The 21,779-nt window shown below is 67.8% G+C and carries 28 protein-coding genes and 1 pseudogene; 12 read left to right on the top strand and 17 right to left on the bottom strand.

What is annotated here, in order from left to right:
* Positions 1 to 34: 34 nt before the first annotated feature.
* Both AB0M70_RS32010 and AB0M70_RS32005 read right to left on the bottom strand, forming a co-directional pair.
* Positions 35 to 856 carry a serine protease gene (locus AB0M70_RS32010; protein ID WP_365825470.1) on the bottom strand — a complete coding sequence of 274 codons (822 nt, stop codon included), beginning with the start codon at positions 854 to 856 and terminating at the stop codon, positions 35 to 37.
* A 160-nt stretch (positions 857 to 1,016) separates the two neighbouring features.
* Positions 1,017 to 1,421, bottom strand: coding sequence for a hypothetical protein (locus AB0M70_RS32005; protein ID WP_365825468.1), 405 nt, complete (start codon positions 1,419 to 1,421; stop codon positions 1,017 to 1,019).
* A 323-nt stretch (positions 1,422 to 1,744) separates the two neighbouring features.
* Here AB0M70_RS32005 and AB0M70_RS32000 point away from each other — a divergent pair.
* Positions 1,745 to 1,999: pseudogene (locus AB0M70_RS32000) on the top strand (KR domain-containing protein); the annotation flags it as partial.
* Between the two features lie 230 nt (positions 2,000 to 2,229).
* On the opposite strand, the gene AB0M70_RS31995 reads toward AB0M70_RS32000, so the two are convergent.
* From AB0M70_RS31995 to AB0M70_RS31985, 3 genes are all read right to left on the bottom strand, one after another.
* Positions 2,230 to 3,006: a class I SAM-dependent methyltransferase gene (locus tag AB0M70_RS31995; RefSeq protein ID WP_365825804.1), complete on the bottom strand. Its 777-nt coding sequence runs from the start codon at positions 3,004 to 3,006 to the stop codon at positions 2,230 to 2,232.
* Between the two features lie 157 nt (positions 3,007 to 3,163).
* Positions 3,164 to 3,613, bottom strand: a complete 450-nt coding sequence (locus AB0M70_RS31990; protein ID WP_365825466.1) for a nuclear transport factor 2 family protein — start codon at positions 3,611 to 3,613, stop codon at positions 3,164 to 3,166.
* A gap of 104 nt (positions 3,614 to 3,717) precedes the next feature.
* Positions 3,718 to 4,485: a DUF899 family protein gene (locus AB0M70_RS31985; protein ID WP_365825464.1), complete on the bottom strand. Its 768-nt coding sequence runs from the start codon at positions 4,483 to 4,485 to the stop codon at positions 3,718 to 3,720.
* Between the two features lie 396 nt (positions 4,486 to 4,881).
* On the opposite strand from AB0M70_RS31985, the gene AB0M70_RS31980 reads away from it, so the two are divergent.
* From AB0M70_RS31980 to AB0M70_RS31970, 3 genes are read left to right on the top strand one after another with little or no spacing between them, the layout of a single operon-like run.
* On the top strand, positions 4,882 to 5,082 hold the full coding sequence (locus AB0M70_RS31980; protein WP_365825462.1) for a hypothetical protein: 201 nt from the start codon (positions 4,882 to 4,884) through the stop codon (positions 5,080 to 5,082).
* 9 nt (positions 5,083 to 5,091) lie between these two features.
* A complete protein-coding gene (locus tag AB0M70_RS31975) occupies positions 5,092 to 5,361 on the top strand; it encodes a hypothetical protein (protein WP_365825460.1) in 270 nt (89 codons plus the stop codon).
* A gap of 7 nt (positions 5,362 to 5,368) precedes the next feature.
* Complete coding sequence (locus AB0M70_RS31970; protein WP_365825458.1) at positions 5,369 to 5,617, top strand: hypothetical protein; 249 nt, start codon at positions 5,369 to 5,371, stop codon at positions 5,615 to 5,617.
* A 135-nt stretch (positions 5,618 to 5,752) separates the two neighbouring features.
* Here the strand turns inward: AB0M70_RS31970 and AB0M70_RS31965 are convergent, their stop codons facing one another.
* Positions 5,753 to 6,271: a 2'-5' RNA ligase family protein gene (locus AB0M70_RS31965; RefSeq protein ID WP_365825456.1), complete on the bottom strand. Its 519-nt coding sequence runs from the start codon at positions 6,269 to 6,271 to the stop codon at positions 5,753 to 5,755.
* 656 nt (positions 6,272 to 6,927) lie between these two features.
* Between AB0M70_RS31965 and snpA the strand changes: the two genes are divergently transcribed.
* A complete protein-coding gene (gene snpA, locus AB0M70_RS31960; RefSeq protein ID WP_365825454.1) occupies positions 6,928 to 7,617 on the top strand; it encodes a snapalysin in 690 nt (229 codons plus the stop codon).
* Between the two features lie 350 nt (positions 7,618 to 7,967).
* Positions 7,968 to 8,165, top strand: coding sequence for a hypothetical protein (locus tag AB0M70_RS31955; protein WP_365825452.1), 198 nt, complete (start codon positions 7,968 to 7,970; stop codon positions 8,163 to 8,165).
* An 81-nt stretch (positions 8,166 to 8,246) separates the two neighbouring features.
* Here AB0M70_RS31955 and AB0M70_RS31950 read toward each other — a convergent pair whose 3' ends face one another.
* The gene (locus AB0M70_RS31950; RefSeq protein ID WP_365825450.1) at positions 8,247 to 9,089 is read right to left on the bottom strand and encodes an AraC family transcriptional regulator; all 843 of its coding nucleotides are present in this window, start codon (positions 9,087 to 9,089) and stop codon (positions 8,247 to 8,249) included.
* A gap of 106 nt (positions 9,090 to 9,195) precedes the next feature.
* Here AB0M70_RS31950 and AB0M70_RS31945 point away from each other — a divergent pair, with 106 nt between their 5' ends.
* The 3 genes from AB0M70_RS31945 to AB0M70_RS31935 all read left to right on the top strand — a co-directional run bounded on the left by AB0M70_RS31945 (position 9,196) and on the right by AB0M70_RS31935 (position 10,938).
* Positions 9,196 to 9,573, top strand: a complete 378-nt coding sequence (locus tag AB0M70_RS31945; RefSeq protein ID WP_365825448.1) for a cupin domain-containing protein — start codon at positions 9,196 to 9,198, stop codon at positions 9,571 to 9,573.
* Between the two features lie 103 nt (positions 9,574 to 9,676).
* Positions 9,677 to 10,204, top strand: coding sequence for a DinB family protein (locus AB0M70_RS31940; protein WP_365825446.1), 528 nt, complete (start codon positions 9,677 to 9,679; stop codon positions 10,202 to 10,204).
* Between the two features lie 197 nt (positions 10,205 to 10,401).
* On the top strand, positions 10,402 to 10,938 hold the full coding sequence (locus tag AB0M70_RS31935; protein WP_365825444.1) for a hypothetical protein: 537 nt from the start codon (positions 10,402 to 10,404) through the stop codon (positions 10,936 to 10,938).
* A 204-nt stretch (positions 10,939 to 11,142) separates the two neighbouring features.
* Here the strand turns inward: AB0M70_RS31935 and AB0M70_RS31930 are convergent, their stop codons facing one another.
* Complete coding sequence (locus AB0M70_RS31930) at positions 11,143 to 12,708, bottom strand: alkaline phosphatase D family protein (protein WP_365825442.1); 1,566 nt, start codon at positions 12,706 to 12,708, stop codon at positions 11,143 to 11,145.
* A complete protein-coding gene (locus AB0M70_RS31925) occupies positions 12,705 to 13,283 on the bottom strand; it encodes a phosphoesterase (RefSeq protein ID WP_365825440.1) in 579 nt (192 codons plus the stop codon). The genes AB0M70_RS31930 and AB0M70_RS31925 overlap by 4 nt, the downstream gene beginning before the upstream one ends.
* A gap of 518 nt (positions 13,284 to 13,801) precedes the next feature.
* On the opposite strand from AB0M70_RS31925, the gene AB0M70_RS31920 reads away from it, so the two are divergent.
* The gene (locus AB0M70_RS31920) at positions 13,802 to 13,933 is read left to right on the top strand and encodes a hypothetical protein (protein ID WP_365825438.1); all 132 of its coding nucleotides are present in this window, start codon (positions 13,802 to 13,804) and stop codon (positions 13,931 to 13,933) included.
* 400 nt (positions 13,934 to 14,333) lie between these two features.
* On the opposite strand, the gene AB0M70_RS31915 is transcribed toward AB0M70_RS31920, so the two are convergent.
* The 8 genes from AB0M70_RS31915 to AB0M70_RS31880 all read right to left on the bottom strand — a co-directional run bounded on the left by AB0M70_RS31915 (position 14,334) and on the right by AB0M70_RS31880 (position 20,139).
* Positions 14,334 to 14,999 (bottom strand): MSMEG_1061 family FMN-dependent PPOX-type flavoprotein, encoded by a 666-nt coding sequence (locus tag AB0M70_RS31915; RefSeq protein ID WP_365825436.1) that lies wholly within the window; start codon positions 14,997 to 14,999, stop codon positions 14,334 to 14,336.
* Positions 15,000 to 15,182: 183 nt separating this feature from the next.
* Positions 15,183 to 15,569, bottom strand: coding sequence for a hypothetical protein (locus AB0M70_RS31910; protein ID WP_365825434.1), 387 nt, complete (start codon positions 15,567 to 15,569; stop codon positions 15,183 to 15,185).
* Between the two features lie 111 nt (positions 15,570 to 15,680).
* Entirely contained in the window at positions 15,681 to 16,301 is a 621-nt protein-coding gene (locus AB0M70_RS31905; RefSeq protein ID WP_365825432.1) for a dihydrofolate reductase family protein, read from the bottom strand.
* On the bottom strand, positions 16,301 to 16,807 hold the full coding sequence (locus tag AB0M70_RS31900; RefSeq protein WP_365825430.1) for an SRPBCC family protein: 507 nt from the start codon (positions 16,805 to 16,807) through the stop codon (positions 16,301 to 16,303). The genes AB0M70_RS31905 and AB0M70_RS31900 overlap by 1 nt, the downstream gene beginning before the upstream one ends.
* A 3-nt stretch (positions 16,808 to 16,810) precedes the next feature.
* On the bottom strand, positions 16,811 to 17,152 hold the full coding sequence (locus AB0M70_RS31895) for a metalloregulator ArsR/SmtB family transcription factor (protein WP_365825428.1): 342 nt from the start codon (positions 17,150 to 17,152) through the stop codon (positions 16,811 to 16,813).
* A 508-nt stretch (positions 17,153 to 17,660) separates the two neighbouring features.
* Positions 17,661 to 18,725, bottom strand: coding sequence for a TerC family protein (locus AB0M70_RS31890; RefSeq protein WP_365825426.1), 1,065 nt, complete (start codon positions 18,723 to 18,725; stop codon positions 17,661 to 17,663).
* A gap of 436 nt (positions 18,726 to 19,161) precedes the next feature.
* Entirely contained in the window at positions 19,162 to 19,521 is a 360-nt protein-coding gene (locus AB0M70_RS31885) for a DoxX family protein (protein WP_365825424.1), read from the bottom strand.
* A gap of 123 nt (positions 19,522 to 19,644) precedes the next feature.
* Positions 19,645 to 20,139: a cupin domain-containing protein gene (locus AB0M70_RS31880; RefSeq protein WP_365825422.1), complete on the bottom strand. Its 495-nt coding sequence runs from the start codon at positions 20,137 to 20,139 to the stop codon at positions 19,645 to 19,647.
* A gap of 81 nt (positions 20,140 to 20,220) precedes the next feature.
* Here AB0M70_RS31880 and AB0M70_RS31875 point away from each other — a divergent pair, with 81 nt between their 5' ends.
* Both AB0M70_RS31875 and AB0M70_RS31870 read left to right on the top strand, forming a co-directional pair.
* Positions 20,221 to 21,072, top strand: a complete 852-nt coding sequence (locus AB0M70_RS31875) for a LysR substrate-binding domain-containing protein (RefSeq protein WP_365825420.1) — start codon at positions 20,221 to 20,223, stop codon at positions 21,070 to 21,072.
* Positions 21,073 to 21,119: 47 nt separating this feature from the next.
* The gene (locus AB0M70_RS31870; RefSeq protein ID WP_365825418.1) at positions 21,120 to 21,752 is read left to right on the top strand and encodes a DUF2461 family protein; all 633 of its coding nucleotides are present in this window, start codon (positions 21,120 to 21,122) and stop codon (positions 21,750 to 21,752) included.
* Positions 21,753 to 21,779: the final 27 nt, after the last annotated feature.

Below are 21,779 nucleotides of genomic sequence, written 5' to 3'. Positions count from 1 at the left end.
AATCGCCGTGGTGCGTGCTGTCGTAAATGTTGGATTACGGGGCGGAGTTGGCCTTCATGGTCTTGTGGATCCAGCCGGCGTAGGCGGACGCGTTGGTGTAGAGGCCGGGGCCTTGTGAGCAGGGCACATTGGGGGCTCCGGGCCCCGAAGTGACGCCGATCAGCTCCCAGCGTCCGCCCCGGCTCTTTTGCATCTGGGGTCCGCCAGAGTCCCCGAAACACGCCATGGCCTTGGGTACGGTGCTGATCGTGCACAGCCGGGTCCGGTCGGCGTACCCGGGCGCGCACTCGGATCTCGCACCCCTGCGCGTGTTCAGTTCCTGCAGACGGTCGGGAAACGCGAACTCGGTGTCGACGGTCGTGCCAAAGCCCAGGATGCGGGTCGGTGTGCCGGGCTTCGAAGGCCGCTCGGCAACCTTGATGGGTTGGCCGGCGGCCGGGCGGTCAAGGCGGATCAGCGCGATGTCGTTGGTGTTGGCGGCCTTGTTGTCGCCGTTCACGTAGCCGGGGTGGACGAAGGTCCGGTCGATCTTGCGGACGGTGCCACCAGATGTGCGGTGCTCGCTGCCCAGCCGCACGATGCCCTCCAGCTCGAGGCCCTCACCTTCGACGCAGTGGGCCGCCGTCAGCACCCACTGCTTGTCGATCAGTGAGGCCCCGCAGTTCCCGTCGAACAGACCGGCCTCGGGAGCCGACATCGGAACGGTCGCCATGAAGCGGTAGCTCTGGGTGGAGTCCGATCCGTTGACGATGGCTGTGGCACTGCCGGTCATGAGGGTGGCGCAGGCCGCGGTGGCGAGAGCGCCGACGGCAGCGGCGCGGACGGTACGGCGGTGCGGCGGCTTGAAGCTGAACACAAAGGTCCCTTGTTCCTGGGTGGATCTGTACGTACTCAGCCTCGTCACGTGGAGCGCGTCGGACCATCCGGGCACCGGGTCGCTCGATGCTGGGGCCAGCCCCCCCTCTGTACTGGGGAAAGTCGCGGAACGGAACAGTGAGGTTGCCCGGTGGATGCTGTTAGCGCCACGGATGACGGTGGCGTTGGTGGTAGGACCAGGTCACCGCCGCCAGGAGCGGACCCCACAGCAGGAGGGGAGCGTAGGCGGCGACGAAGAGGATGGCGCCGGCTGAGATGTCGGGGTGCGGGCCGGGGGAAGTCAGCAGTGCGCCAAAGAAGAAGACCCACCATAGGACGATTACCGTGAGGGCCCCCAACGACGCGGTGGCGACCGCGAGGTGAGCGTTGACCGGGCGCCCTGCCAGAAACGGAACCCAGCGCGGCATCACCTCCCCCCAGGGCCGCACCAGGCCGAGCGTCAGGTACGAGGCACCTTCCGCAACCGCACCGAGCAGCAGGACGTAAGCCAGGGCCAGCAGCGCGGAGTTGTCGGGAAACGCGGCAAGGAACTCCTCGCGCTCCATCACCCCGACCGGCATCCCGAGCACGAGCGCAAGACGCCACAGTGTGGAAGGGACAGTCGACCACGCGGCGACGTGAGCGGCCCGTACCGCCCAGCGCGGGGGCGGCGGCACCGGCGGCCGGGCCGCTGTCGATGGCGGCACGCGGGAGGCGGGTGAGGCAGGTTCCGTCGTCATACCCCGAACTTCTCGCACCGCCCGGCCAGGAACGTCGTCCCACGTGATGATCCACCTCCGCCGCGCGGCGGAGTACGGCGCATGCCGCCCCCGGCAGTGCAGGGGGAACGACATGGCGCAGGTGCCCGGGTGCGGCAGGCGTCACCACCGTGAGCATCGTCGCCTGCGAGGTCAGCCGTCGCGACGATGTCGTCTCCGCCGTCTCCGCCGTGGACAGGGATCACCCGCTGACCGCGGTGGTGCACCTGGCCGCAGTCAGTGACGACGGCATCCAACTCAACCAGAACGCGGACCGGAAAGCTGTGCTCCTCGCGCCGAAGGTAGACGGCGCGCTCCTGCTGCCCGAACTGACCGCCAATCACGATTTGGCCGTATTTGTCCTGTTCTCGTCCGTGGCGGGCACCTTCGGCCCTCGATACCTCGCTCGGAACCAGGGTCCCCGCCGTGGTCGGCACCGCCATCTCCGTCCTCACCCTGACCCCCACCACGGCCATCGCGCTCCTCCAGCGCCGCCGCTCCGCAGCAGCTGTTTAGGCGTCCACGGACGCCGATGGAGGGGGCGATGCGATGCCGGCTCGTGCGGCGTGCTGCCCGGGGGCGGACGATTGTCAGGGCCCGTTGCATCGAGGATCCCTCACTCGTCGCGGCGCTCGGCCGCACTGCGGAAGACGTACGCCGTCATCAGCGCTGCCACCGGTCCGGGGCCCAGACGGGACGTCAACTCCTCGATCACGGTGGCCCGGACAGCCGGCCCGCCCCCGCGGTCCTCGACGGCCGCGCGCAGCGGCGTCCCGGTGAGGAAACCGGTGGCGACGTCGGCGGCCGACGCTGCCCGGCCCTCCAGCGTCAGTTCCTGCTCTTCTTCGACAGTGAACCCGGCGGACGACAGGTCGTCGGCCACGACGGCGGGGTCGGCGTAGCCGTGGGGGACGGTGGGGAGGAACTGCGGCGGGTCAGCAGGGAAGGCCCGCTCCAGCCCGGCCTGCAGAGCGGATCCGAAGGCGTGCGTGCTGAGAGGGCCCCAGGTGTTGAACAAGAACCGGCCACCCGGAGCCAGCACACGGCGGGCCTCGGTGAAGGCTGCCACCCGGTCGGGGAAGAACATCACGCCGAACTGACAGACCACCAGGTCGAAGGCTCCGTCCGGAAACGGCAGCCGCTGCGCGTCGGCCTGGCGCCACACCGCGCCGGGGGATCGGGCCGACCCCAGAGTGACCATAGCCTCGTTGAGGTCGGTGGCCGTCACTTCGGCCGAAGGCGCAGCGGCGAGCAGATGGGACGTCAACGCGCCCGTACCCGCGGCCAGTTCGAGAATCCGTCGCGGGTGGAGTGCTGATGCTCGGGCGGCGAGATCTTCGGCGAAGGGCCGAAAGATCACCGGCACGAGATAGTGCTCGTAGACCGCCGGCATGGACTCGGACCACCGCCGGTCGGCGTCGTTTCCAGTCACCTGCACAACGTAGCGCCGCCTCGGGATGTCCCTCCAGCGCCTCCGCATACGTCCACCGATCCACCTTGCCGTCGGGCAGGGACTGAAGCCGCTCTCGTCGCGGGTGTGGCAGCCGAGCTCAGTCTGTCGGCGTCGGCATGGTGCAGGCGTCGGCGATGGCCCGCGTGTCCCAGTAGAACGGACGGACCTCGGTGATCCGCCCATTCTTGACCTTGATCGCTTGCAGGATCGGGAAGCTGAGCTCACGGCCGGTCGCACGGGCGCGCGCACGGACCTGGGTGAGTACCACCGCGGTCTCGCCGGTGGCAAGGAACTGTTGGTTCACCATGTCGAAGGACTCCCAGACCTGTCCCATCACGCGGAAGAACTGCGTCATGCCCTCGTGCCCACGCCACGTGCCGCCGTAGGGCAAAGCCTCTGCCTGATGCAGCTCGACGTCCGGTGCGAAGAAGGGGGCGAGCAGGTCGAATGACGCCTCGCCAGGGCCTCCGGCCGCGAGGTACTTCGCCTCAGCTGCGTACATGCCGGTGAGGACAGCCAGTGAGTTTGTAGTGAATGTCTGTGTCATGCCGCCAGCATGACCAGCCAAGAAGGCCCTTGCTGGCGGTAATCAGTCGTCGTTGTGGGCTTTCTTGTGCACCCGGCAGCTGCGAGGTTTTTCGAGTCGTTCGGTCAGCGCTCGGTGGTGCCCAGGTCGTCGCTGTGGCCTGCGGCCAGCCGGGACCACTGAGCGGCCGGTCGCCCGTCGGTGCGCCAGACGCCACGGTCGCCGGCGTCCCATGGCTGGGGCCAGCCGGCCGGTGAGTCCTCCCACGTCTCCTGCCGTCCATAGATGGTTCGGTCCATCAGCCCGTGGCTGGGCGACATGGCTTCGTAGCCACGGATGGTGGTCCAGTAGGTCTCAAACACCCGGTCGCCGTCGCGCAGGTAGCAGGAGAGCAGGAAGAACGGTCGTCCGGCCAGGAGTTCTTCGGCGCATTCGCGCACCGAATACCAGGGCACTTCCCAGCCCATGAAGTCGCGATAGCGCACGCTCTCGGCGTAGGGGCCCTGACAGAACGTGGCGTACGTGATGTCGCGGGAGTGCAGGTAGGACAGTTCGCGGACTTGGCCGTTGAAGAACGTGCAGCCCTCGCACTGTTCGGCGGCGCTCTGTCCGTCGTGCCACATGTGGAAGTAGGCGATCAGCTGCCGTCGGCCTTCGAACACCTCAAGCAGCGGCACGGGTCCCTCCGGTCCGGTGAGCGAGATCGAGGGGTCGACCTCTGTCATCGGCAGTCGCCTGCGGGCCGCTGCGATCGCGTCCCCTTCGCGGGTGTGCGCCTTCTCGCGGATACGCAGCTTGTCGATCTCTGCCTGCCAGGTGGCCCGGTCAACCAGCGCGGGCCGCGGCAGGGTTGTTTCGTGGTGGGTCGCACTGTTGGTCGCGTCAAGCGTCATCGTCGTCTCCAGGTGACGGGCGGGACGTGGGTGGATCAGCTTGTGCGGGGTGACCTCGTGATCTGCCAGGCCGGTGACTCTCTTGTGCAACTCAAAGGTTGCACAAGAGTCAGCCTGTGTGCAACCCCAGGGTTGCGCATTGACCTCGTGAACATGGACGATCAAGCGCCGTCCCCAGCCTCGCGCCGGCCGGTGGCGAGTGGACGCGGCCGTGGGAGGTATGACGCGGCCGTGGGAGGTGGCGCTATATCGCGTTCATCCACGCCGGACACCACGACAGCAATCGCTCGGTCAACACCAAATCCGGCCGCACGGCAGCCCGTCCGGCCGGGCGAGCGCTACGCTCCTAGTGCCAAGCGGAATCACGATCCGTGAATCCACAGCCAGGAGGACGGCATGAGCGACCAGCCGTGGACCACCGAGGAAATCGCCGACCTCGACGAGACGATCACCGCCGCCCGAGAGGCTGGCAATGAGGAACTCGCCTCCTACTGGCAGGGCATCCGCGACGGCAAGACACCCACAAGCGACTGGGAAACGCTGCGCGTCGACCTGTACGCCAAACACGGTATCGACGTCAGCGGCTCAGCGGCATAATCCAGCACTATGGCGCCCCAGCACCGCAAGGCCGGAGCCCGTATCGTCCTCGGCCCCACCGCGGCCCGGCAAGCAACAGGCTTCAACCCAGCCGAACAAGTCGCCGTCGACCGGGCCCTTGCCGTGATCGCCGCCGATCCGACCGCCGGCGCCATCCGCCCGAGGATCGAACAGGGTGGGCCGATGTGGGAGTACCGAGCACCGGGCACCGAAGTACGGATCGTCTACACCCTGACCATCCGGCGGACGATCATCACCGTCGCCTACTTCGAAGCCTGAGGCAGCCATGACCGACTGGTCCCCACCTCCGCCCGGCGATGCCCGCGAGCAACTTCCGGACAACATCCTCGCGTTGATCGACGCGCGCCCGTATACATCCACCGCGTGCGAGACCGCGCAAGCTCTCACCGAGGCGACCTCGCTCCACCCCGAACACGCCGCAGAACTCGCTGGCTGGGCAGACCGCATGCACGCCCGCTGCCGCCGCAATCACAAATACACCGGCCGGCTCTGCGACTGCATCTGCCACCCCTGACGCCCGTGGCTCGTCTCCACGAGCCCCTGTCCCGAGTGTCCGTGCGACTCAGATGATGATGCGGGCAGAGCGACGGGGAGTGCCGGCATGGTCTTCGCCGACCAAAGCTGAGGCCCGCTCGTAGACCTCTCCCGGTCATGCAGTGAGCGGCAGTTCAGCCAGCACCTGCCAGCCGTCAGGCGAGAGCGCGACCACGTGCACGGTGGACACCTCGGCAGAGATCGGTAGACGGCCGGTGACGCGATGCGCGATGTCGGCGGCGGTACGGTCAGTCGCGTCCAAGGACACGGTGACGTGCACCGGCGGGTTCTGCCCGAACCGGCCCCCGTAGGGCGCCTGTCCGGGGTACGCCTCTCGAACAGCGGTGGCCAGTGATCGCAGTTCGGGCACCGGAACACCGACGAACGCACCACCTCGTTCGACCTCGGCCAGCCGCAGGTGAATCCGGCCGACGTCCGGCGCGGCCCGCACCAAAATGGCCTGCAACCGCTCCAGCTCGCTGGGGCCGACCTTCGCAGCGGGCAGCCACGGATAGAGCAACGTCGCGTGCGCCGGCACGCCGGGCCGCACCACCCGCTCGTCCACCTGAGCGGCCAGCTCCAGGAGCGGTTCGGCCTCCGGCAGCAATGCCAGTACTGCTGTCGTTCCCGGCATGGGCATTGCCGCCCTCGCCCCACTTTCTGCTGCTCGAAGCGATCTTCGGCACTGATTGTCGCCGAGGAGCAGTGTCTCCGACACGGTGGATCTCTGTCACCTGCGCATAGGCCCGTGCCAGGGCGCACTTCAGCAGACACAGCCCGACTGTGCGAGGAATGAGCGGATACGTTTCGCGTGCAGCTGCCCGGCCCCGCACGGCGCTCGGATTCGGCCATCCCGAGTGGCGGCGAGGGCGTCGATCAAGCCGGTCGCCGAGGGCTAGTCGCCGAGGGGCAGTCGGCTGTCTCGACCGGGGGCATCCGCCTTGGATCAGCCGAGCACCATGCGATGGTGGCTGCCCGACGCTGCGGGAGAGCGCGATGGCCCGGTGCGCCGAGTGAGGACGGTCATCGCCGGGTCGAGTGTCTGAAAGCGGCGCCAAGCCCGAGCGCGTAGAACGCCAACTCCCCTCCTACGTATAACAGTTGATGCTCTGCGGCTATCGCCGAATGGTATCGGTGCGGATGAGCCCCGTCGTCCCGATACTCGTTGCGACCGCAGGCCCGCACCCAACGGGCCTCGGTCCCGGGACCTGCGGCGCCCTCGCGCTCCGAAGGCTCCCGGACGCCCCGGCCCTCGAGGCCATCGGACATCCGAAAAAGGGACTCACCCCCATGAACAGATCCCGTAGCAGATCCCGCACCAGCCTCCTGGCCGTCCTCGGCGCCGCTGCCCTGGTCGGCTCGCTGGCCGCGCCCTCGGCCTTCGCGGCGCCCGCACCCGACGCGCTCAAGTCTGCCTCAACGAACACCACATCGGCGTACGCGGGCTCCGCCGAGGAGGCGTCCGCCAACCAAGAGTTCTTCGATGCCGTCATGAAGTCGGCGCTGGCGAAGCAGGCGGCGCAGCCGGGCATCCAGGTCGTCACCGTGCGCTACCGCACGACCCGCGCGCCGAGTTTCCGCAGTCAAATAGCGCAGAGCACGCAGATCTGGAACTCCTCGGTCAGCAACGTCAAGCTGCAGGAGTCCAGTTCGGCCGCCGACTTCGAGTACCGCGAGGGCAACGACTCGCGCGGCTCCTATGCCTCGACCGATGGGCGCGGGCACGGCTACATCTTCCTGGACTACCGCCAGAACCAGCAGTACAACTCCACGCGGGTGACCTCGCACGAGACGGGTCACGTGCTGGGTCTGCCCGACCACTACTCGGGCCCGTGCAGCGAGCTGATGTCGGGCGGTGGCCCCGGCACGTCCTGCACCAACGCCTACCCCAACGCGACAGAGCGCCAGCGGGTCAACAACCTGTGGGCCAGGGGAATTGCCAATCTCAAGGACAAGGGTGAGCTGACCAAGGTCCGCTGACCTGCCTTACGCCCCCGCAGGGCACGCCCGCCTACTGCCAACTGCCCCCGGGCGCCCGCCCGCCGCGTGCAGCCCGCTCTTCTCCACCTGGCCCTACGTCGGGAGAAGGCGTCGCGCTGCCGCGGCCGGCACGGGTGCGTGAACACGTACGTGCACTGGCCGCGGGGGGTGCGGCGTCGCCTTCCCACTGGCGGTCAGTGGGAAGGCGACCTGGCCACCGCCTCGGTCAGGCCACTGCCTCGGTCAGGCCACCAGCCGGGGCCTGCGAGCTCGCCGTATCCGTTGGTGGTCTGGTGGATGAGGATGCCGCGATACGCGACAGCCCGTCGCGGTGCTCGTAGGATGCCCGGATGGCCAAGCCGATTCGGATGAGTCGCCGCAGGTGGGTTGCCGCGTGGACGGTGCTGTGCGCGGCCGGTCTCGCCGCCGCCACCGGCTTTCTCGCGAAACCGGAGCCGAGGCCCGCGCCGCCACCGGTGTATTCCTCCTGTCTTGCGGCCGACACCAAGCCCGTACCCGCGGACGACGATCGGTGCGACGGCCGCTGAAGGATGTCCAGCAAAAGGCCGAGGCCTGGGATCTGGAATACCACTGACAGGTCCTGGCGGCGCAGACCAGGGCCATGCAGCTCAGGCCATACGGGCAGCCACGGACACTGCTGCATCGGTGCGCGTGTGCGTGTAACGCACTGGTGTGGTGCCCACATGGCGGGTGAAGTGCCGGTTCAAGTGGGCTTGGTCGTGAAATCCCACGGTTGTGGCGACGTCAGCGGCCCGGTGTCCGTCGAGCAGGAGGCGTCGGGCCTGATCGATGCGCTTGCCGGTGAGGTAGCTGTGTGGCGGCAGGCCGTATGTCTGTTTGAAGCATCGGATCAGGTGCGTGGGGTGGGCGTGCAGGATGGCGGCGGCCTCGCGCAGGGTGATGCCGGTGGGGATGCGTGCATCCAGTAGGGCCCGCAGCTCGGCGGCGAGCCGATTGGCCTCACGCCCCGGCGCGCGGTGTTGGAGCGCGGCGAGGTGGAAGTGGAGCCGTTCGCGGATGAACGCGAGGCGGGACTCGGCTTCGAACCGGTCTCCGGGGTGAATGAGAGCGGCGTGCAGTTGGTGGATCCGATCTCGCAGCAGCCTGTCGTTGACGACGGGAGCGTCCACCGCGCGGCCGGCCAAGTGCTGTGGGAGTACGGAGTCGTCGAGGTAGAGGTTGCGTTTGCGGAAGCCCGCCGCGGTGACGGTCCGGCCGTCGTGGGGGACGCCGGGTGGCAGCAGGAGGACGCTGGCGGTGCCGGTCGCGCCATGGCGGTGGCGGTCGAGTGCGAAGTCGACCGAGCCGTCGTCGAGGATCATCAGGTCCCACGTGTCGTGGGTGTGGGCCGGGTACGCGTGGTCGGTGAAGTGTGCGTGGAAGACCTCGGCGATTCCTGGGACTGACGGCTTCCAGGCGCTGATGGACGTGCGGGGGCGGTCACCGGTCATGCCAGGAACGTACAAGACCGGCGGAGTCCGAGCGCGGCAGGGTTGTGATGCCCGCGGGAGGGGCTGAAGCCGTTCCCGTCTGTTCAGCCTTGTGAAGGGATGCTCCATGTCGGGGTCTGCTGTTCCTGCTGCTGTCAACATCGCCGCCAAGCTGTCGCAGTTCAGCGAGCTGTGGTCGCAGAAGACGGTCGCTGTCCTCAACGACTACGAGGTCAAGCTGGCCAAATTGAAAGGGGAATTCGTCTGGCACACCCACGAGGACACCGATGAACTCTTCCTGGTCATCAGCGGACGACTCACCATTCAGCTGAGGGAGGGTGATGTGGTGCTGGAACCCGGCGAGTTGTTCGTGGTCCCCCGCGGTGTCGAGCACTGCCCTGTGGCGGACGAGGAGACCGCGATCCTGTTGTTCGAGCCGTCGGGAACGATCAACACCGGGGATGCCGGAGGGTCGATGACCAAGGCGGCCGAGACCCTCAACTGAGAGGCGGATGGGTGTCGTTGATCCGACGGGATGGGGTGATCGCTCGTGTTCGTCGCCAGCGAAGGCCCGTATAGGACGTGGTGGTGTGTGCCAAGTTGCAGCCATGACTACGACACCGGATGGGCGCCCTGTCCCGCCCCCGCATGCTGATGAGCGCGCCATGCTGGAAGCGTGGCTCGACTTTCACCGCGCCACTCTCGTCCTGAAGTGCTCAGGCCTCGCAGACGATCAATTACGGCTGGCTTCGACCGCGCCGTCGTCGATGACCCTGCTGGGCCTCGTCCAGCACCTGGCTGTGGTGGAACGCAACTGGTTCCAGCACGTGTTCGCAGGTCAGGACCTGCCGACAGTCTTTGAAGAGAGCAACGTCGACGGTTTTGCACTGACGGAAGACCGAGGACTGAAGGAGGCCATGGCGATCTGGCAGCGGGAGGTTGATCGGGGACGTGAGCTCATCGCTGCCGCCTCACTCGATGACGCCGGTCACCTGTCGGAGCAGGAAGCCGGCCACGTAGGTGATGCAGGGGTCTCGCTGCGCTGGATCATGGTTCACATGATCGAAGAGTACGCGCGCCACAATGGCCACGCCGACCTGATCCGAGAGCGCATCGACGGGTTGGCCGGGGCGTGAAGTAGGGATGGGGTGCAGACGGCCGTGCCCGGGCGCGTGGGCGTGGCCGTCGCAGACGACCAGCGTAGGGCCTGTCCGAGCAGACCTGTGGGCCGAGCCCTCGGCGCACACGCGTGCACGGTAGTCCGGTGAAGATCGCCTGCCTGAGTCGAGGCGGGAGGGGGTAGGACGTTCCAAAGCGGACGAGAGGGCGGCGGGTGGAGGCTGGCGTTGCGGCGATACTCGGTGCGGCAATTGGCGCTGTCGGAGGCCTTGGAGGAGGTCTGCTGACCCTCAGCACCCAGCTGCGGACCGTCGATGCTCAGCACCGGGCGGAGGAGAAGCGTTGGGTCGCCGACTTGCGGCGCGAGACGTACACGAGCTTCGTCACGTGCGCGAAGCAGCTGTCCAATGCCTGCTGGAAGGCGTCCGACCTGCTGCAGGGTGAAGGCGCTGTCCCGGACTGGGAAGGCGCCCGCAGCAGCGTGCACGACGCCTGGACGCAGTTCAGTGCTGCGGCGGCCGCCGTGACGATAGCCGGCCCGCACTCTGTGGCTGTGGCCGCCGAGGATCTGCGCGAGGCGCTGCGGCAGTGGGAGTTGCTCACCGGAGCCTGGATTCGCGCAGCCATCGCAGAGGGAACTGGGCGGCTCGAGGAGCATGACGCACGCTTCATGGCGGCCTTCGAGGCCAAGAAGCCTTTGGAGGCCGCGTTCCAGATCGTCGCACGGGGGGCCTTGGACACCGAAGCGTGAGGTCGATCAAGGACTGAGGGCCCTCAGTGACAGTCGCCCGGAGACGTGGGATGGGGTTCTCCGGCCCCGGAGGCGAGAGGACGGCACAACGGCGACGTGTGTGATCAGGTCGCGGACCTCGTGTAGGACGGGGGCCTGCCCGTGCCCTGGGCAGCTTTGGCCAGGGCACGGGCAGGATGATGGCGGCGTACGGGCGGCTACGTGTCAGTCCCTGCGGTACTGCGCAGGCGACTTCTTCGTGTCCTTGTCCTCGTAGGACCCACTCGTGCCGCGGTCGACATGGAACGTGGTCAGTGTGCTGACGGGGGAGTGCGGGTCACGGCGGTCGTCGATGACACGCATGTGCGCGCTGAAGCGTCGCGGTGTCACCTCGTACACGTCGTAGCCGTACCGGTTGCCCTCGAAGTACTTCAGGTGCGGGTTGGCCTGGCCCATCAGCGGCCCGTTGGTGGCGTTCCAGTCGGGGGAGTAGGCGCCGGAGGTTATCGAGTGGGCGGTGAACTCGGTGCCGACGAGGGGGGATTGCGGTTCGTCGAAGTCGGTGCGGAGGTCGTCGACGAAGGCGGAGTGCCAGTCGCCGGTGATGACGACCAGGTCCTCCAGGCCGCTGTGGTGCACGTGCTCCAGGACTTCCTTGCGCTCGGCGAGGAAGCCGTCCCACTGGTCGGTGAACATGTAGGAGCCGCCGGGACGGCCCCGCAGCTGACTCAGCATGATCGAGTTGGCCCATATGTGCCAGGCGTCGGGGGCCCGGTCGATGGTCTTCTTCAGCCATGTCTTCTGCTCGGCGCCCAGGATGGTGCCGTCGGGCAGGTTCTGCGCCGAGCGGTAGGAGCGCAGGTCGAGGATGGCCAGTTCCAGCAGGTCGCCCCAGCGCCGTACCCGGTGGATCTCGGGGTCGGGCAGCGCTGAGCCGCCGAAGGAGTCGCGGTGGGGCATGTGCTCGTACCAGGCCTGGTAGGCGGCCGCGCGGCGCCGCATGAAGGGGGCGCCGCCGCCGGTGCCGCTGTAGTCGTTGACGACCTCGTGGTCGTCCCAGGTCAAGAACCACGGGTGGGCGGCGTGCGCCTCGCGCAGCGATTGGTCGCCCTTGTAGAGAGCGTGGCGTTTGCGGTAGTCGGCCAAGGTGAGGATTTCGGGGCCGTCGTGGTCGCGCACGTGCTGCTCGGGTACGCCGCCGACCTGGCCGTGCTCGTAGATGTAGTCGCCCAGGTGGACGACGAAGTCGACCTTCTCGCGGGCGATGCCGCGGTGGGCTGCGTAGAAACCGTCGTGGAAGGCCTGGCAGTTGGCGGCCGCGAAGGTGACCTTGTCGACGCGTCCGCGCGGCGCCGTCTTCGTACGCCCCACACGGGATGTCTTGCCCAGCGCCTTGAACGCGTACCAGTAGTGGCGGCCGGGGGCCAGGCCGTCCACCGGGACATGCACGCTGTGGCCCAGCGTGGCCGAGGCGGGTGCCGTGCCCCGGGCGACGACGCGGCGCAGCCCGGCGTCCTTGGCCAGGACCCACTCGACCTCGACGACCTCGGGGAGCTGCTGCTCGGCGGCCAGGGGTTCGGGCGCGAGTCTGGTCCACAGCACCACGGAGTGCGGCTGCGGATCACCGGAGGCGACGCCGAGGGTGAAGGGTGCGGGATCGTACTGGGCGCCCAGGGTCTCGGCCGCCTCGCGGGCCTGCGCCGGGGTCAGGCCAGGGGCGAGCGGCCAGGCGAGGCTGAGCGCGCCGGTGGCCGCGGCGGACTTGAGCAGGTCACGGCGGTTGACGGTCATCGACGGCCTCCGGTGGCGCTGAGGGTGAGGGAAAGGGCGTCGGCGTAGCCGTCGTTGGAGGTACCGCTGCCGCTGCGTGTGAAGACGAGCAGGATCCGCGCCGAGCGGGCGGTGGGCGGCACGGCGGCTTCGGCCGTGCGCTCAAGGAGCCCCGTCTTGTTCTGCCGGTCGCCCGCGCTGACCGGGCCCAGGACGCTGAGGGCCAGGGGGGTGTTCTTGGCGTCGCGGAACTCTACGGACAGGCGTGCGCCGTCCTCCTGCGAGGCAAATCCGCCGAGCCAGCCGGCCAGCGTGTAGCGGACCTTGCCCGCGTCGACGGCGCGGCGTCCGGTCGGACCGCTCCTGGGCAGGTCGATGTCCTGCATCAGCACGGTGCGCGGGCTGTTGCCGCCGGAGTAGAAGCGGCTTCCGCGGCGGGCCGGGCCGGGGTCCGACGCGGTCGGGTAACCACCGCCGAGACTGTAGGCGATGAGCGCCGGGGCTCCCTGGGTGATGTTCCAGCCACGGACCTTCGAGACGGGGTCGGCGGTACCGCCGACCCCGCTCTCCGCGTCGCCGTTGACGACGAGATTCACGCGCGCCTCCTGTGATCGATGAGTTGGGCGCGGTCAGCCCACCAGTCCCGCATGAACCAGGAGAAGTATTTCGGCGAATTCTGTTACCACGGCTGTCCTGACTGTGGTGGTCTGCCGGCATAGGAGTCCCACCGTCTTCGGCGCTCGGCGCGGACCCGCTCGCTCGAGTTGCGGGGCGCTCCTTGGGCTGCCGGGCTCGTGATCCGGCGAGACACCGCTGAGCGTTCAGGTCCAACAAGCGGCAGTAGGCCTACGATCGGCACGCCGAAGCCGGACCGAGCGCGAGGCAAAGGGACGGCCGCCGAGCTCAACACGATCGGCGCGGCGCAACTGCGGAAGCTGGGGTGGCCGGGGGAACTGGCACGGTGGCGAGGGGAGAAGAAGCGCGCTCAAGGCGGCGAGCAGTCGGCAGATCGGGCCGCGCGGCGCCCAGTGACTTACGTCGTGGGTTGTGGGTCGGTAAGGACGGGCCCGCAATGCACGGCAACCTGTTGACGAACTAGTCCAGGAGGTTCGGGATGGAAGTCATCATCGCAAAGGGAGGAAGCGGGGAGAGCTGGCCGGTTGCCGGTCAGGTAGCCGTTGTGGTGGTAGCGGTGGTTCTGGCCATAGTGATGATCACGGGGTTGGTGAAGAGAAACAGAAAGTAGACCTCCGCGGTGAGCGTGCAGCAGAGCGTGTACTGAGCAGTGGCAGGCGTCATTCCGGCGGGTGAGTCATAGCCGATTTCGTGAGGGCCCGGCTGGTCCGGCTGTGACCGCTCCGCGAATTGGAGATTGCGAACGGTTGCGCAGTCGGAGCGGCCGGGACTTCTGGGGCGAAAGACCTTTCGAGCTGCTTGCCGTGGTCACTGAGTAGTACTTGAGGCGGAAATGCACCCTGTACCGATCCTCCAGGCGGGCCCGCACCGCCTTGGGTGTGTTGAACTCCTACCGTCACGAGCGCACAGCCAGGTCCTGGGTCTCACCTGCCGTACCTCCCACTAGACTCACGCGGTCACAGGCTGCCCCTCGCGTGGCCGCCCTCGGCTCGCCTTCGTCTCAGTCCGATTCACTCGAAGCGCAGACGCAGCGACTCCCGTTCCGCTTCCTCGATCTGTTCAACCGTCAGGCCCGGCAGGTTCAACTGGGCCAACGTCACCTCGGCGCTGCTCGGCTGGGCGTCCGCGGGTATCCACTTCTCCGGCTGCCACGCATGGGCGCGTATCAGCGATTTGGGGCAGTGGGGATAGACCTGGTCGACGTGCACGACCAGTGCGGATACGGGCGGCTTGCCGACCGGCGTGAGCTGTGCGAGCAACTCCGGGCGAGCCGAGACGCAGGCGCGGCCGTTGACGCGCAGCGTGGTCGGGCGGCCGGGGATGAGGAAGAGGAGGCCGACGTGCCCGGTCTGCAGCACGTTGTGCATGGTGTCGAGTCGCTTGTTGCCGGTGGCGTCCGGGATCACCAGGGTCGTCTCGTCCAGCACGGAGACGAAGCCGGCCGGGCCGCCGCGCGGCGTCACGTCTGTGTTGCCTTCGGCGTCGGCGCTGCCGATGAACACCAGGGACGAGCAGCCGATCAGCGCGCGCGTCTGTTCGGTCAGATGGTCGATCTCCTTGCGAAGTGCGTTCGGGTTCGCTTGCGGGTAGAGCTCACGCAACTCATCTGGGCTGGTCAGGGCGTCGGCCCGGAGGGCGTCGAAGAGCGAGCTGGTGGTCCCCGTGTCAGTCGTCATGGAGATGACCTTAAAAGACGACCAAGACCGCGCGAAGATCAATAGGTGATCTCGTCCGCGTTGACCGGTCGCTACGCCGCGGCGTGCAGCGGGAGGGACGTGGTCGCGGCGAGGCGGCTCTCGGCGAGGAGGGTTGTGCCAGACCATCGAGCGGAACATCCAGGTGGCCCAGCCCGCGGCCCGTCATCGGATAACAGTGATCACCGGAAGTGGCTGCTGCCATTCGCCCAGTTCCGCAACGAGAACCCGACGGGCCAACTGTCGGGCCCGAGCCCAGCCGTCCTCCGTGGAGAGGACGCCCCTTGCCCACAGATCAATGTCATCGCCGTCGTACATTTCGCTGAGGACCACGTCGATCTCACGCAGGTCCGCCATCACTTCGCCGATGAGTTGTCCCTCCTCCACCAGGGCTGCAGCCATGGTGGAGGCGTGCTCGAAGTCCAGGGCGATCTCGTCTGTCGCCACACGGTGTTCGTCCAGCCAGTCCGCCTGGGTCTGGGCGTCAGCCGCCAACATGGTCAGCGACTCGATCAGCAGACGGCGGCGGAAGGAAGCGTCGGGGCTCGGCACATCGCGATCGTCTCACGCGCTCAACTCCCAGGTGGCAGGCGGACAATCGACTGAGCGCGTCTATTTGTGCCTACCCATGCCGCTGGTGTGGGAGCGCCGAGTTCGGATCAGTCACCGCGTCCGGACGGCGTAGGTCACATGCGTCACCCTCGGGGAGGGCTCAGAGCGGACCTGCTCCAGGGCCACGCGGCCGGCGTCCACACCGTCGAACAGGCGGATTCCGGAGCCGAACAACACGGGGGAGAGCGCAATCGAGAACTCGTCGATCAGGCCGGCGTTGACGTACTCCAGGATCGTCGCGCCGCCGCCCGCGATCCGGACGTCCCGGTCGCCGGCGGCTTCGCGGGCCTGGTCGAGGGCAGACTCGATGCCGTCGTTGACGAAGTGGAAGGTGGTCCCGCCGGGCCGCTCCCAGGGATCACGCTTCTCGTGCGTCACGACGAAGACCGGCGTGTGGAACGGCGCCTCCTCCGGCCACATCTGCTCGCCGGCGTCGAACATGTTCTTGCCCATCACGCTCGCGCCGGTGCGCTCGAAGGTCTGGCGCACGATGTCGTTGTCGCGCCCTTCCTCGCCGCCCTCGCCCAGATGCAGGTTCTCCCTGAAGAACCGCTGCGGGAAGACCCACTGCTGCAGTTCCATCCACTGCTTCCCCATCAACTCCTCGGAGGTCTCGGGCGCGATGAAGCCGTCCAGCGACATCGACACGCTGAAGAACACCTTCCCGGCCATCAGCTCTCCGCTCCCTTGCGGACGTCCGCGGTGACGTAGGCAGCCAGGTTGCTCAGGGTCTGCCGGCCGGCCTCGATCGCGTGGTATTTCTCGACCGCCTCGTCGCGCAGCTCCTTGGTGGGGAACAGCGTGCGCATCTCGATCCGGGTCGCCGTGCCATCAGGCTCGAACGTCAGGACCGACTCGAAGGCGTTCGCGTCGTCGCGGGTCTCACCGTGCAGCAACTCGATCCGCTCCGGCGGGGTGAGTTCGGTCCAGGTGATCCACTCCTGGTAGTCCGTCCCGTCCGGTCCGCGCATCACGAAGTCCCACTCTCCGCCGACGCGGAACTCGAACGCCCGCGTGGTGGTGGTGAACCCTTCCGGTCCCCACCATCGCGACAGGTGCCGTACCTCGGTGAACGCCTCGAACACGAGCTCTCGTGGGGCGTCGATGATCCGGGAAATGACGATCTCGCGGTCGGCTGTCTCGGTCTGCGCCGTCGTTCCGTGCTCTGTCGAGCTCATCAGCTACTCCGCTTCCCTTGTCTGCTTCAGGTCCTGCACGTAGGCGTCCAGCCGGTCGAAGCTCTCGTTCCAGAACTGCTCGAATCCGCCGGTCCATTCGTGGACGGGCCGCAGCCCGCTGGCGTCGAGGCCATACAGGCGCTGCTTGCCCGCCTTGCGGTCATGCACCAGCCCCACCTCCCGGAGCACCCGCAGGTGTTTGGACGCCCCGGGCTGGGTCATCCCCAACTCCTGAGCCAGCTCGGTCACCGACCGCTCGCCCGCCCGCAGGAGTGCCAGGATCTCCCGGCGCTGGGGCTCGGCGATCGCGTTGAAGACGTCCGATGTCGTCGCTGCTCGTGCCATGGATCAATCGTATGCCGATAACGGCATACGTCAAGGGAAAAGAGCCCCCTCCCATCGCGGCTCAGTCGGCGCATAGGCGGCGAATGGAACCCCAGGCTCTTACCGGGCCCGGGAGGTCCCGCCCGAGCTCATGGGGCAAGCCGTTGGGCCGGTGTGGCCCAGGGCGGTCAGGGGTGCCCTGTCCAACCGGTCAGGTTTTTCCAGGTGGCACTGCGTACTGAGCTGATCGGCACCTGCTCCGGTATGTACTGGTCGCACTGCGGATGGTGGCAGGGGCCGGCGACCCAGAGAGGTACGTAGACACCCATGGTTTTGTGCCGCTCCAACACGGCGGCCACCGGCTGTTTGCACGAGCGGCAGACGTATCGGGGCGACGGCTTCGGTCTGGATCTCGGCTGGGCTTTCATAGACGAGATTTTACGACAACTTTAAGATCTTTTGTTAGGGTTTTGCCCAATTTGTTCGGCAAGGGGTTGGCGGGCGAGTTTCGGCGGCGGGCATCCTGCGCTCACCTGAGGTCAGGTGGGCTGCCTTCATCGCGCGGCCTGCTCGGCGGTTGCGGGGGGTCGCCGGAGGTGTTCTCGTCCGAAATGGGGTCCGCGTGCTCGGCCGTGTCCGGAGGTGGGACGGGGGCGTGGTCAGGCGGAGGGCGCAGCACGCTGATGCCGACGGACGTGGCCAGGACGATGACGATGACCGCGAGGCTGATGAGCGAGGGGATCTCGGGTACGGCGCCGCTGATCGTCTTGTGGGACGCCTGAAGGATGAGCTTGACGCCGATGAAGGCCAGGATGATCGCCAGGCCCACGCTGAGGTAATGGAAGCGGTCGAGCAGGCCGGCGAGCATGAAGTACAGGGCGCGCAGCCCCAGGATGGCAAAGGCATTACTGGTGTAGACGATGAAAGCGTCGCTGCTGACGGCCAGGACCGCGGGGACACTGTCGACGGCGAAAACGAGGTCAGCGGCTTCGATTGCGGCCACGACCGCCAGCAGCGGGGTCGCGACGCGCCGACCGGCCTCCTTGACGAAAAAATGGGCCCCTGCGTACTCGTCCCGCACAGGAATGGCCTTGCGCAGCAGACGCACGGCGATGCTCTTGCCTGGGTCGAAACTGTCGTCCTCCCCCTTGAGGATCTTGTAGGTGCTGTAGAAGAGGATGGCCGCGAAGACAAACAGGACGGCGGTGAAGCGGCTGACCACCGCCACGCCGGCGGCGAGGAAGATGCCGCGGAAGACCAGGGCGCCGAGGACTCCGAGAAAGAGCACGCGGTGCTGGTAGGCGCGTGGCACCCTGAAGTAGCCGAAGATCAGGGCGAAGACGAAGAGGTTGTCGACCGACAGGCTCTTCTCCAGCAGCCACGCGGTCGTGTACTCCACACCGGCATCCGCCCCGACTACGAGGAAGACGACGGCGCCGAAAGTGATCGCCAGGCCCACCCAGACTGCGCTCCAGCCGGCGGCTTCCCGGAAACCGATCACGTGCGCCTCCCGGTGCGCAAGCAGATCGACCGCCAGCGACACCAGCACGGTGACGGCGAACACCAGCCACAACCACAGCGGCACGTCGTACACGATCTGACCTCTCAGACGCGGTCGACCGGAAGCCCTACTTCGAGTCTGCGGGATGTGACCGCGGTTGTCCTGAGACCGTCACCGCTCCCTGCGCCGTGATCATGGCCGCTCCCGCTGTGGTCAGCAGGGCAGGCTGGTGCTGACGGCATTCGTCTCCTCCGTAGGGGCTGTCGCCGCGGCCCCTTCATCCCTGCTCCGGCCGCGGCCGGAGCAGGGATCAGTGTCACCCGCACGGTTCTCGCATGCGCCGGACACTCGCATCGCCGTGGGTCCGAGCACCGCGCTCGCTCACGCACGGCAGCACCGCCCAATTCCTGGCGAGGTGGGCTGAGTTGCTCGACTGTGCGGACGGCGCCTGTCCAGTGACTGCCGGATGCCATGCTCCTGGGCCAGCACACGGGTGGAGTCGCTTCCCCGGGGTGAGGGTCGTGCTTGGTCACAGCGCGGTGGACAGCCAGATGGTCGCGGCCGCGGTGGTGATGAGCCCGGCGTTGAGTGCGATACGACGGTCTTCCCCGGTCAGGTGCACGGCGATCGCACCGGCCTGCAGGAGGACGAAGCCGATGGCCGCGGCTGTCGCCGGCCAGGGCGCGATGCCGGTCAGCGGGGGGAGGACCAGGCCGATCGCGCCGAGTATTTCGACCGTTCCCAGAGCTCTGAGGGCGGGCAAGGGCACGCGGTCGACCCAGGCCATCATGGGTCGCAGTTGATCGCGGCTGCGGAGCACCTTCAGCGTGCCCGCGTAGATGTAGAACAGTGCGAGCAGGCCCGCGACGATCCAGTAGGCGATGTTCATGTCTTCCGTTCATGGGTGACCGGTTCACGGGGACCTGTCGAGTACGTCGACGTTCGGGAGTTGTCTGGACGCCAGGGCCTCGCTGCTGCAAGGAGCGCGACTTGGCCGTCCCCCCCGTCGACCTCAGGTGAAGTCCACGGCAGGCTCGGTCGCGTATCGGTGCATCGCGTCGCTGTTGGCCTGTGGTGTCAGCGGCCGGCCGTCGGTGAGCACGTCCTGAAGGTCCCGGAAGTACTGCACGTACATGTCGGGGGTGAAGGTGCTGAGCATGACGGCGGGCTGGTCCGTCTGATTGGCGAAGGTGTGGGGGGTACCGGGCGGAACCATGACGAGCGTGCCTGTGGTGGCGTCGTACTCCTGGTCCCCGACGGTGAATCGCACGGTGCCGGAGAGGATGTAGAAGCCCTCGTCGTGTTGGGCGTGGCGGTGCTGGGGCGGTCCCTGGGTGTGCGGAGCGAGGACGGACTCGGCTATCGCGAGGCGGTGCCCTGTGTGGCTGCCGTCCTCCAGGACGCGCATACGCGTGGGGCCCAGAACGATCGTCTCGCCGTCGCCTGGACCCACCACCGATACGGCGGGGGCGGCCTGCGACTTACGGTGCTTCGCTTCTTCGGTCATGCTCACGAGTCCACCGCCAGGGCCCTGTCGGTGTCCAAGACCTGTCCCGCAAAGCCGATACCTGATGGGTATCGTTGCAGCGTGGAGCTACGAACCCTGCGCTACTTCATTGCCGTCGCCGAGGAACTCCACTTCGGTCGGGCCGCCACCCGCCTGCACATGAGTCAGCCGCCACTGAGCCGGGCGATCAAGCAATTGGAGGCCGAGATCGGGGCCTTGCTCTTCGCCCGCTCACCCACCGGCGTCACGCTCACTGCGGTGGGCGCGGTGCTGCTCGACGAGGCGCGCGCTCTGCTCGACCACGCCGACCGCGTCCGGGTACGCGTCAGCGCGGCGGCCGGCGTGGCGAGCCTCACCGTCGGCATCCTGGGCGACGGCACGGACCCGGGAGTGGTCAGGCTGGCCGCTGCATACCGCCGAGCCCATCCCGGCGTCGACATCCACATCCGGGACACCGATCTGACCGATCCGACGTGTGGGCTGCGCGCCGGTCTGGTCGACATCGCCCTGACGCGAGCACCGTTCGACGAGTCTGCCCTGACGGTGCGTGCGTTGCGAAGTGATCCGGTGGGCGCAGTCCTGCGCGCCGACGATCCGCTGGCCCGCCGCGACCGGCTGCGGCTTGCCGAGCTGAGCGAGCGCCGCTGGTTCCAGTTTCCGCAGGGCACCGACCCGATCTGGCAGTCGTACTGGAACGGCGGCAGGCCGCGCGAGGGCCCCATCGTGCGCGCCGTCCAAGAGTGCCTACAGGCCGTGCTGTGGAGCGGCACGATCGGCCTGGCCCCGCTCGGGCACGACCTGCCCGCGGAGTTGGCCGTGGTGCCGCTGATCGACATGGCACCGAGCCGCGTGGTCGCGGTGTGGAACAAAGGCGACGCCAACCCGTTGATCCGATCGTTCGTCGAGACGGCGACAGCCGCGTACCGCCACTGAGCACCGGACCCCACCCCTCCGCCCTCCCTGCGGGCTATCCTGCGCGCATGCGTGAGCAGTTCACCGGCTGGCCGGAGCAAGCCATGGACGTCTTGGTCCAGCTCCAGGGCGAGCCGTCCCAAGCGATTCGCGAGCGCTACCGTGCGGATCGTGAACGCCTGGTCCGGCAGCCGATGATCGCCCTGCTCAACGCTGTCGCGGACACCGACCCCCGGTACGAGGACTTCTCCGTCTGGCACTACCGCACCGACTCCTGGTGGTGGCAGCACCAGAGCGCGGTGATCCGGCTCGGCCGCAAGATCGAGATCGGCCTTCAGTTCTCCCTGGACGGCCTGCGGATCCAGGGCGCCTGGTGGTACCCCGATCCCGGACAGGTGGACATGTTCCGCAAGGCGGTGGCCGCCGAGGGGAGCGGGCGCGAACTGTCCACCCTCGTCGAGGACGTGCGCACGAGGGGGTACGACATCTCCGGGGACGTGATGAAACGCCCTCCGCGGGGCTACCCGACAGACCATCCCCGTACGGACCTGCTGCGCCACCGCTCTCTGATCGCCGCCCGCCACCTGGGGGGCGAGGCGTGGCTGCACACCCCCGAGGCGGTCGACCGGGTCCTCTCGGCCGCTGCCGACCTGGACGCCCTGCTGATGTGGCTGGTCCGTCACGTGAAGCGCGCCGCCTGACATCACGAGGGCGCTGTGCGGGGGCTG

This window comes from Streptomyces sp. NPDC051214, assembly GCF_040682375.1.
GTDB lineage: Bacteria > Actinomycetota > Actinomycetes > Streptomycetales > Streptomycetaceae > Streptomyces.
Note: the sequence above shows the minus strand (reverse complement) of the source record. Positions and strands in the feature narration are given on the sequence as shown.

What these genes read in the sequence shown, in the direction of transcription:
- AB0M70_RS32005 (WP_365825468.1), bottom strand. Translation starts at nt 1,421, where the DNA reads ATGGAGCGCGAGGAGTTCCTTGCCGCGTTTCCCGACAACTCCGCGCTG.
- AB0M70_RS31980 (WP_365825462.1), top strand. Translation starts at nt 4,882, where the DNA reads ATGAGCGACCAGCCGTGGACCACCGAGGAAATCGCCGACCTCGACGAG.
- AB0M70_RS31930 (WP_365825442.1), bottom strand. Translation starts at nt 12,708, where the DNA reads ATGACCGTCAACCGCCGTGACCTGCTCAAGTCCGCCGCGGCCACCGGC.
- AB0M70_RS31970 (WP_365825458.1), top strand. Translation starts at nt 5,369, where the DNA reads ATGACCGACTGGTCCCCACCTCCGCCCGGCGATGCCCGCGAGCAACTT.
- AB0M70_RS31905 (WP_365825432.1), bottom strand. Translation starts at nt 16,301, where the DNA reads ATGGCCGGGAAGGTGTTCTTCAGCGTGTCGATGTCGCTGGACGGCTTC.
- AB0M70_RS31955 (WP_365825452.1), top strand. Translation starts at nt 7,968, where the DNA reads ATGGCCAAGCCGATTCGGATGAGTCGCCGCAGGTGGGTTGCCGCGTGG.
- AB0M70_RS31985 (WP_365825464.1), bottom strand. Translation starts at nt 4,485, where the DNA reads ATGACGCTTGACGCGACCAACAGTGCGACCCACCACGAAACAACCCTG.
- AB0M70_RS31975 (WP_365825460.1), top strand. Translation starts at nt 5,092, where the DNA reads ATGGCGCCCCAGCACCGCAAGGCCGGAGCCCGTATCGTCCTCGGCCCC.
- AB0M70_RS31965 (WP_365825456.1), bottom strand. Translation starts at nt 6,271, where the DNA reads ATGCCGGGAACGACAGCAGTACTGGCATTGCTGCCGGAGGCCGAACCG.
- AB0M70_RS31950 (WP_365825450.1), bottom strand. Translation starts at nt 9,089, where the DNA reads ATGACCGGTGACCGCCCCCGCACGTCCATCAGCGCCTGGAAGCCGTCA.
- snpA (WP_365825454.1), top strand. Translation starts at nt 6,928, where the DNA reads ATGAACAGATCCCGTAGCAGATCCCGCACCAGCCTCCTGGCCGTCCTC.
- AB0M70_RS31885 (WP_365825424.1), bottom strand. Translation starts at nt 19,521, where the DNA reads ATGAACATCGCCTACTGGATCGTCGCGGGCCTGCTCGCACTGTTCTAC.
- AB0M70_RS31880 (WP_365825422.1), bottom strand. Translation starts at nt 20,139, where the DNA reads ATGACCGAAGAAGCGAAGCACCGTAAGTCGCAGGCCGCCCCCGCCGTA.
- AB0M70_RS31915 (WP_365825436.1), bottom strand. Translation starts at nt 14,999, where the DNA reads ATGACGACTGACACGGGGACCACCAGCTCGCTCTTCGACGCCCTCCGG.
- AB0M70_RS31895 (WP_365825428.1), bottom strand. Translation starts at nt 17,152, where the DNA reads ATGGCACGAGCAGCGACGACATCGGACGTCTTCAACGCGATCGCCGAG.
- AB0M70_RS31995 (WP_365825804.1), bottom strand. Translation starts at nt 3,006, where the DNA reads ATGCCGGCGGTCTACGAGCACTATCTCGTGCCGGTGATCTTTCGGCCC.
- AB0M70_RS31900 (WP_365825430.1), bottom strand. Translation starts at nt 16,807, where the DNA reads ATGAGCTCGACAGAGCACGGAACGACGGCGCAGACCGAGACAGCCGAC.
- AB0M70_RS31870 (WP_365825418.1), top strand. Translation starts at nt 21,120, where the DNA reads ATGCGTGAGCAGTTCACCGGCTGGCCGGAGCAAGCCATGGACGTCTTG.
- AB0M70_RS31945 (WP_365825448.1), top strand. Translation starts at nt 9,196, where the DNA reads ATGTCGGGGTCTGCTGTTCCTGCTGCTGTCAACATCGCCGCCAAGCTG.
- AB0M70_RS31940 (WP_365825446.1), top strand. Translation starts at nt 9,677, where the DNA reads ATGACTACGACACCGGATGGGCGCCCTGTCCCGCCCCCGCATGCTGAT.
- AB0M70_RS31920 (WP_365825438.1), top strand. Translation starts at nt 13,802, where the DNA reads ATGGAAGTCATCATCGCAAAGGGAGGAAGCGGGGAGAGCTGGCCGGTT.
- AB0M70_RS31990 (WP_365825466.1), bottom strand. Translation starts at nt 3,613, where the DNA reads ATGACACAGACATTCACTACAAACTCACTGGCTGTCCTCACCGGCATG.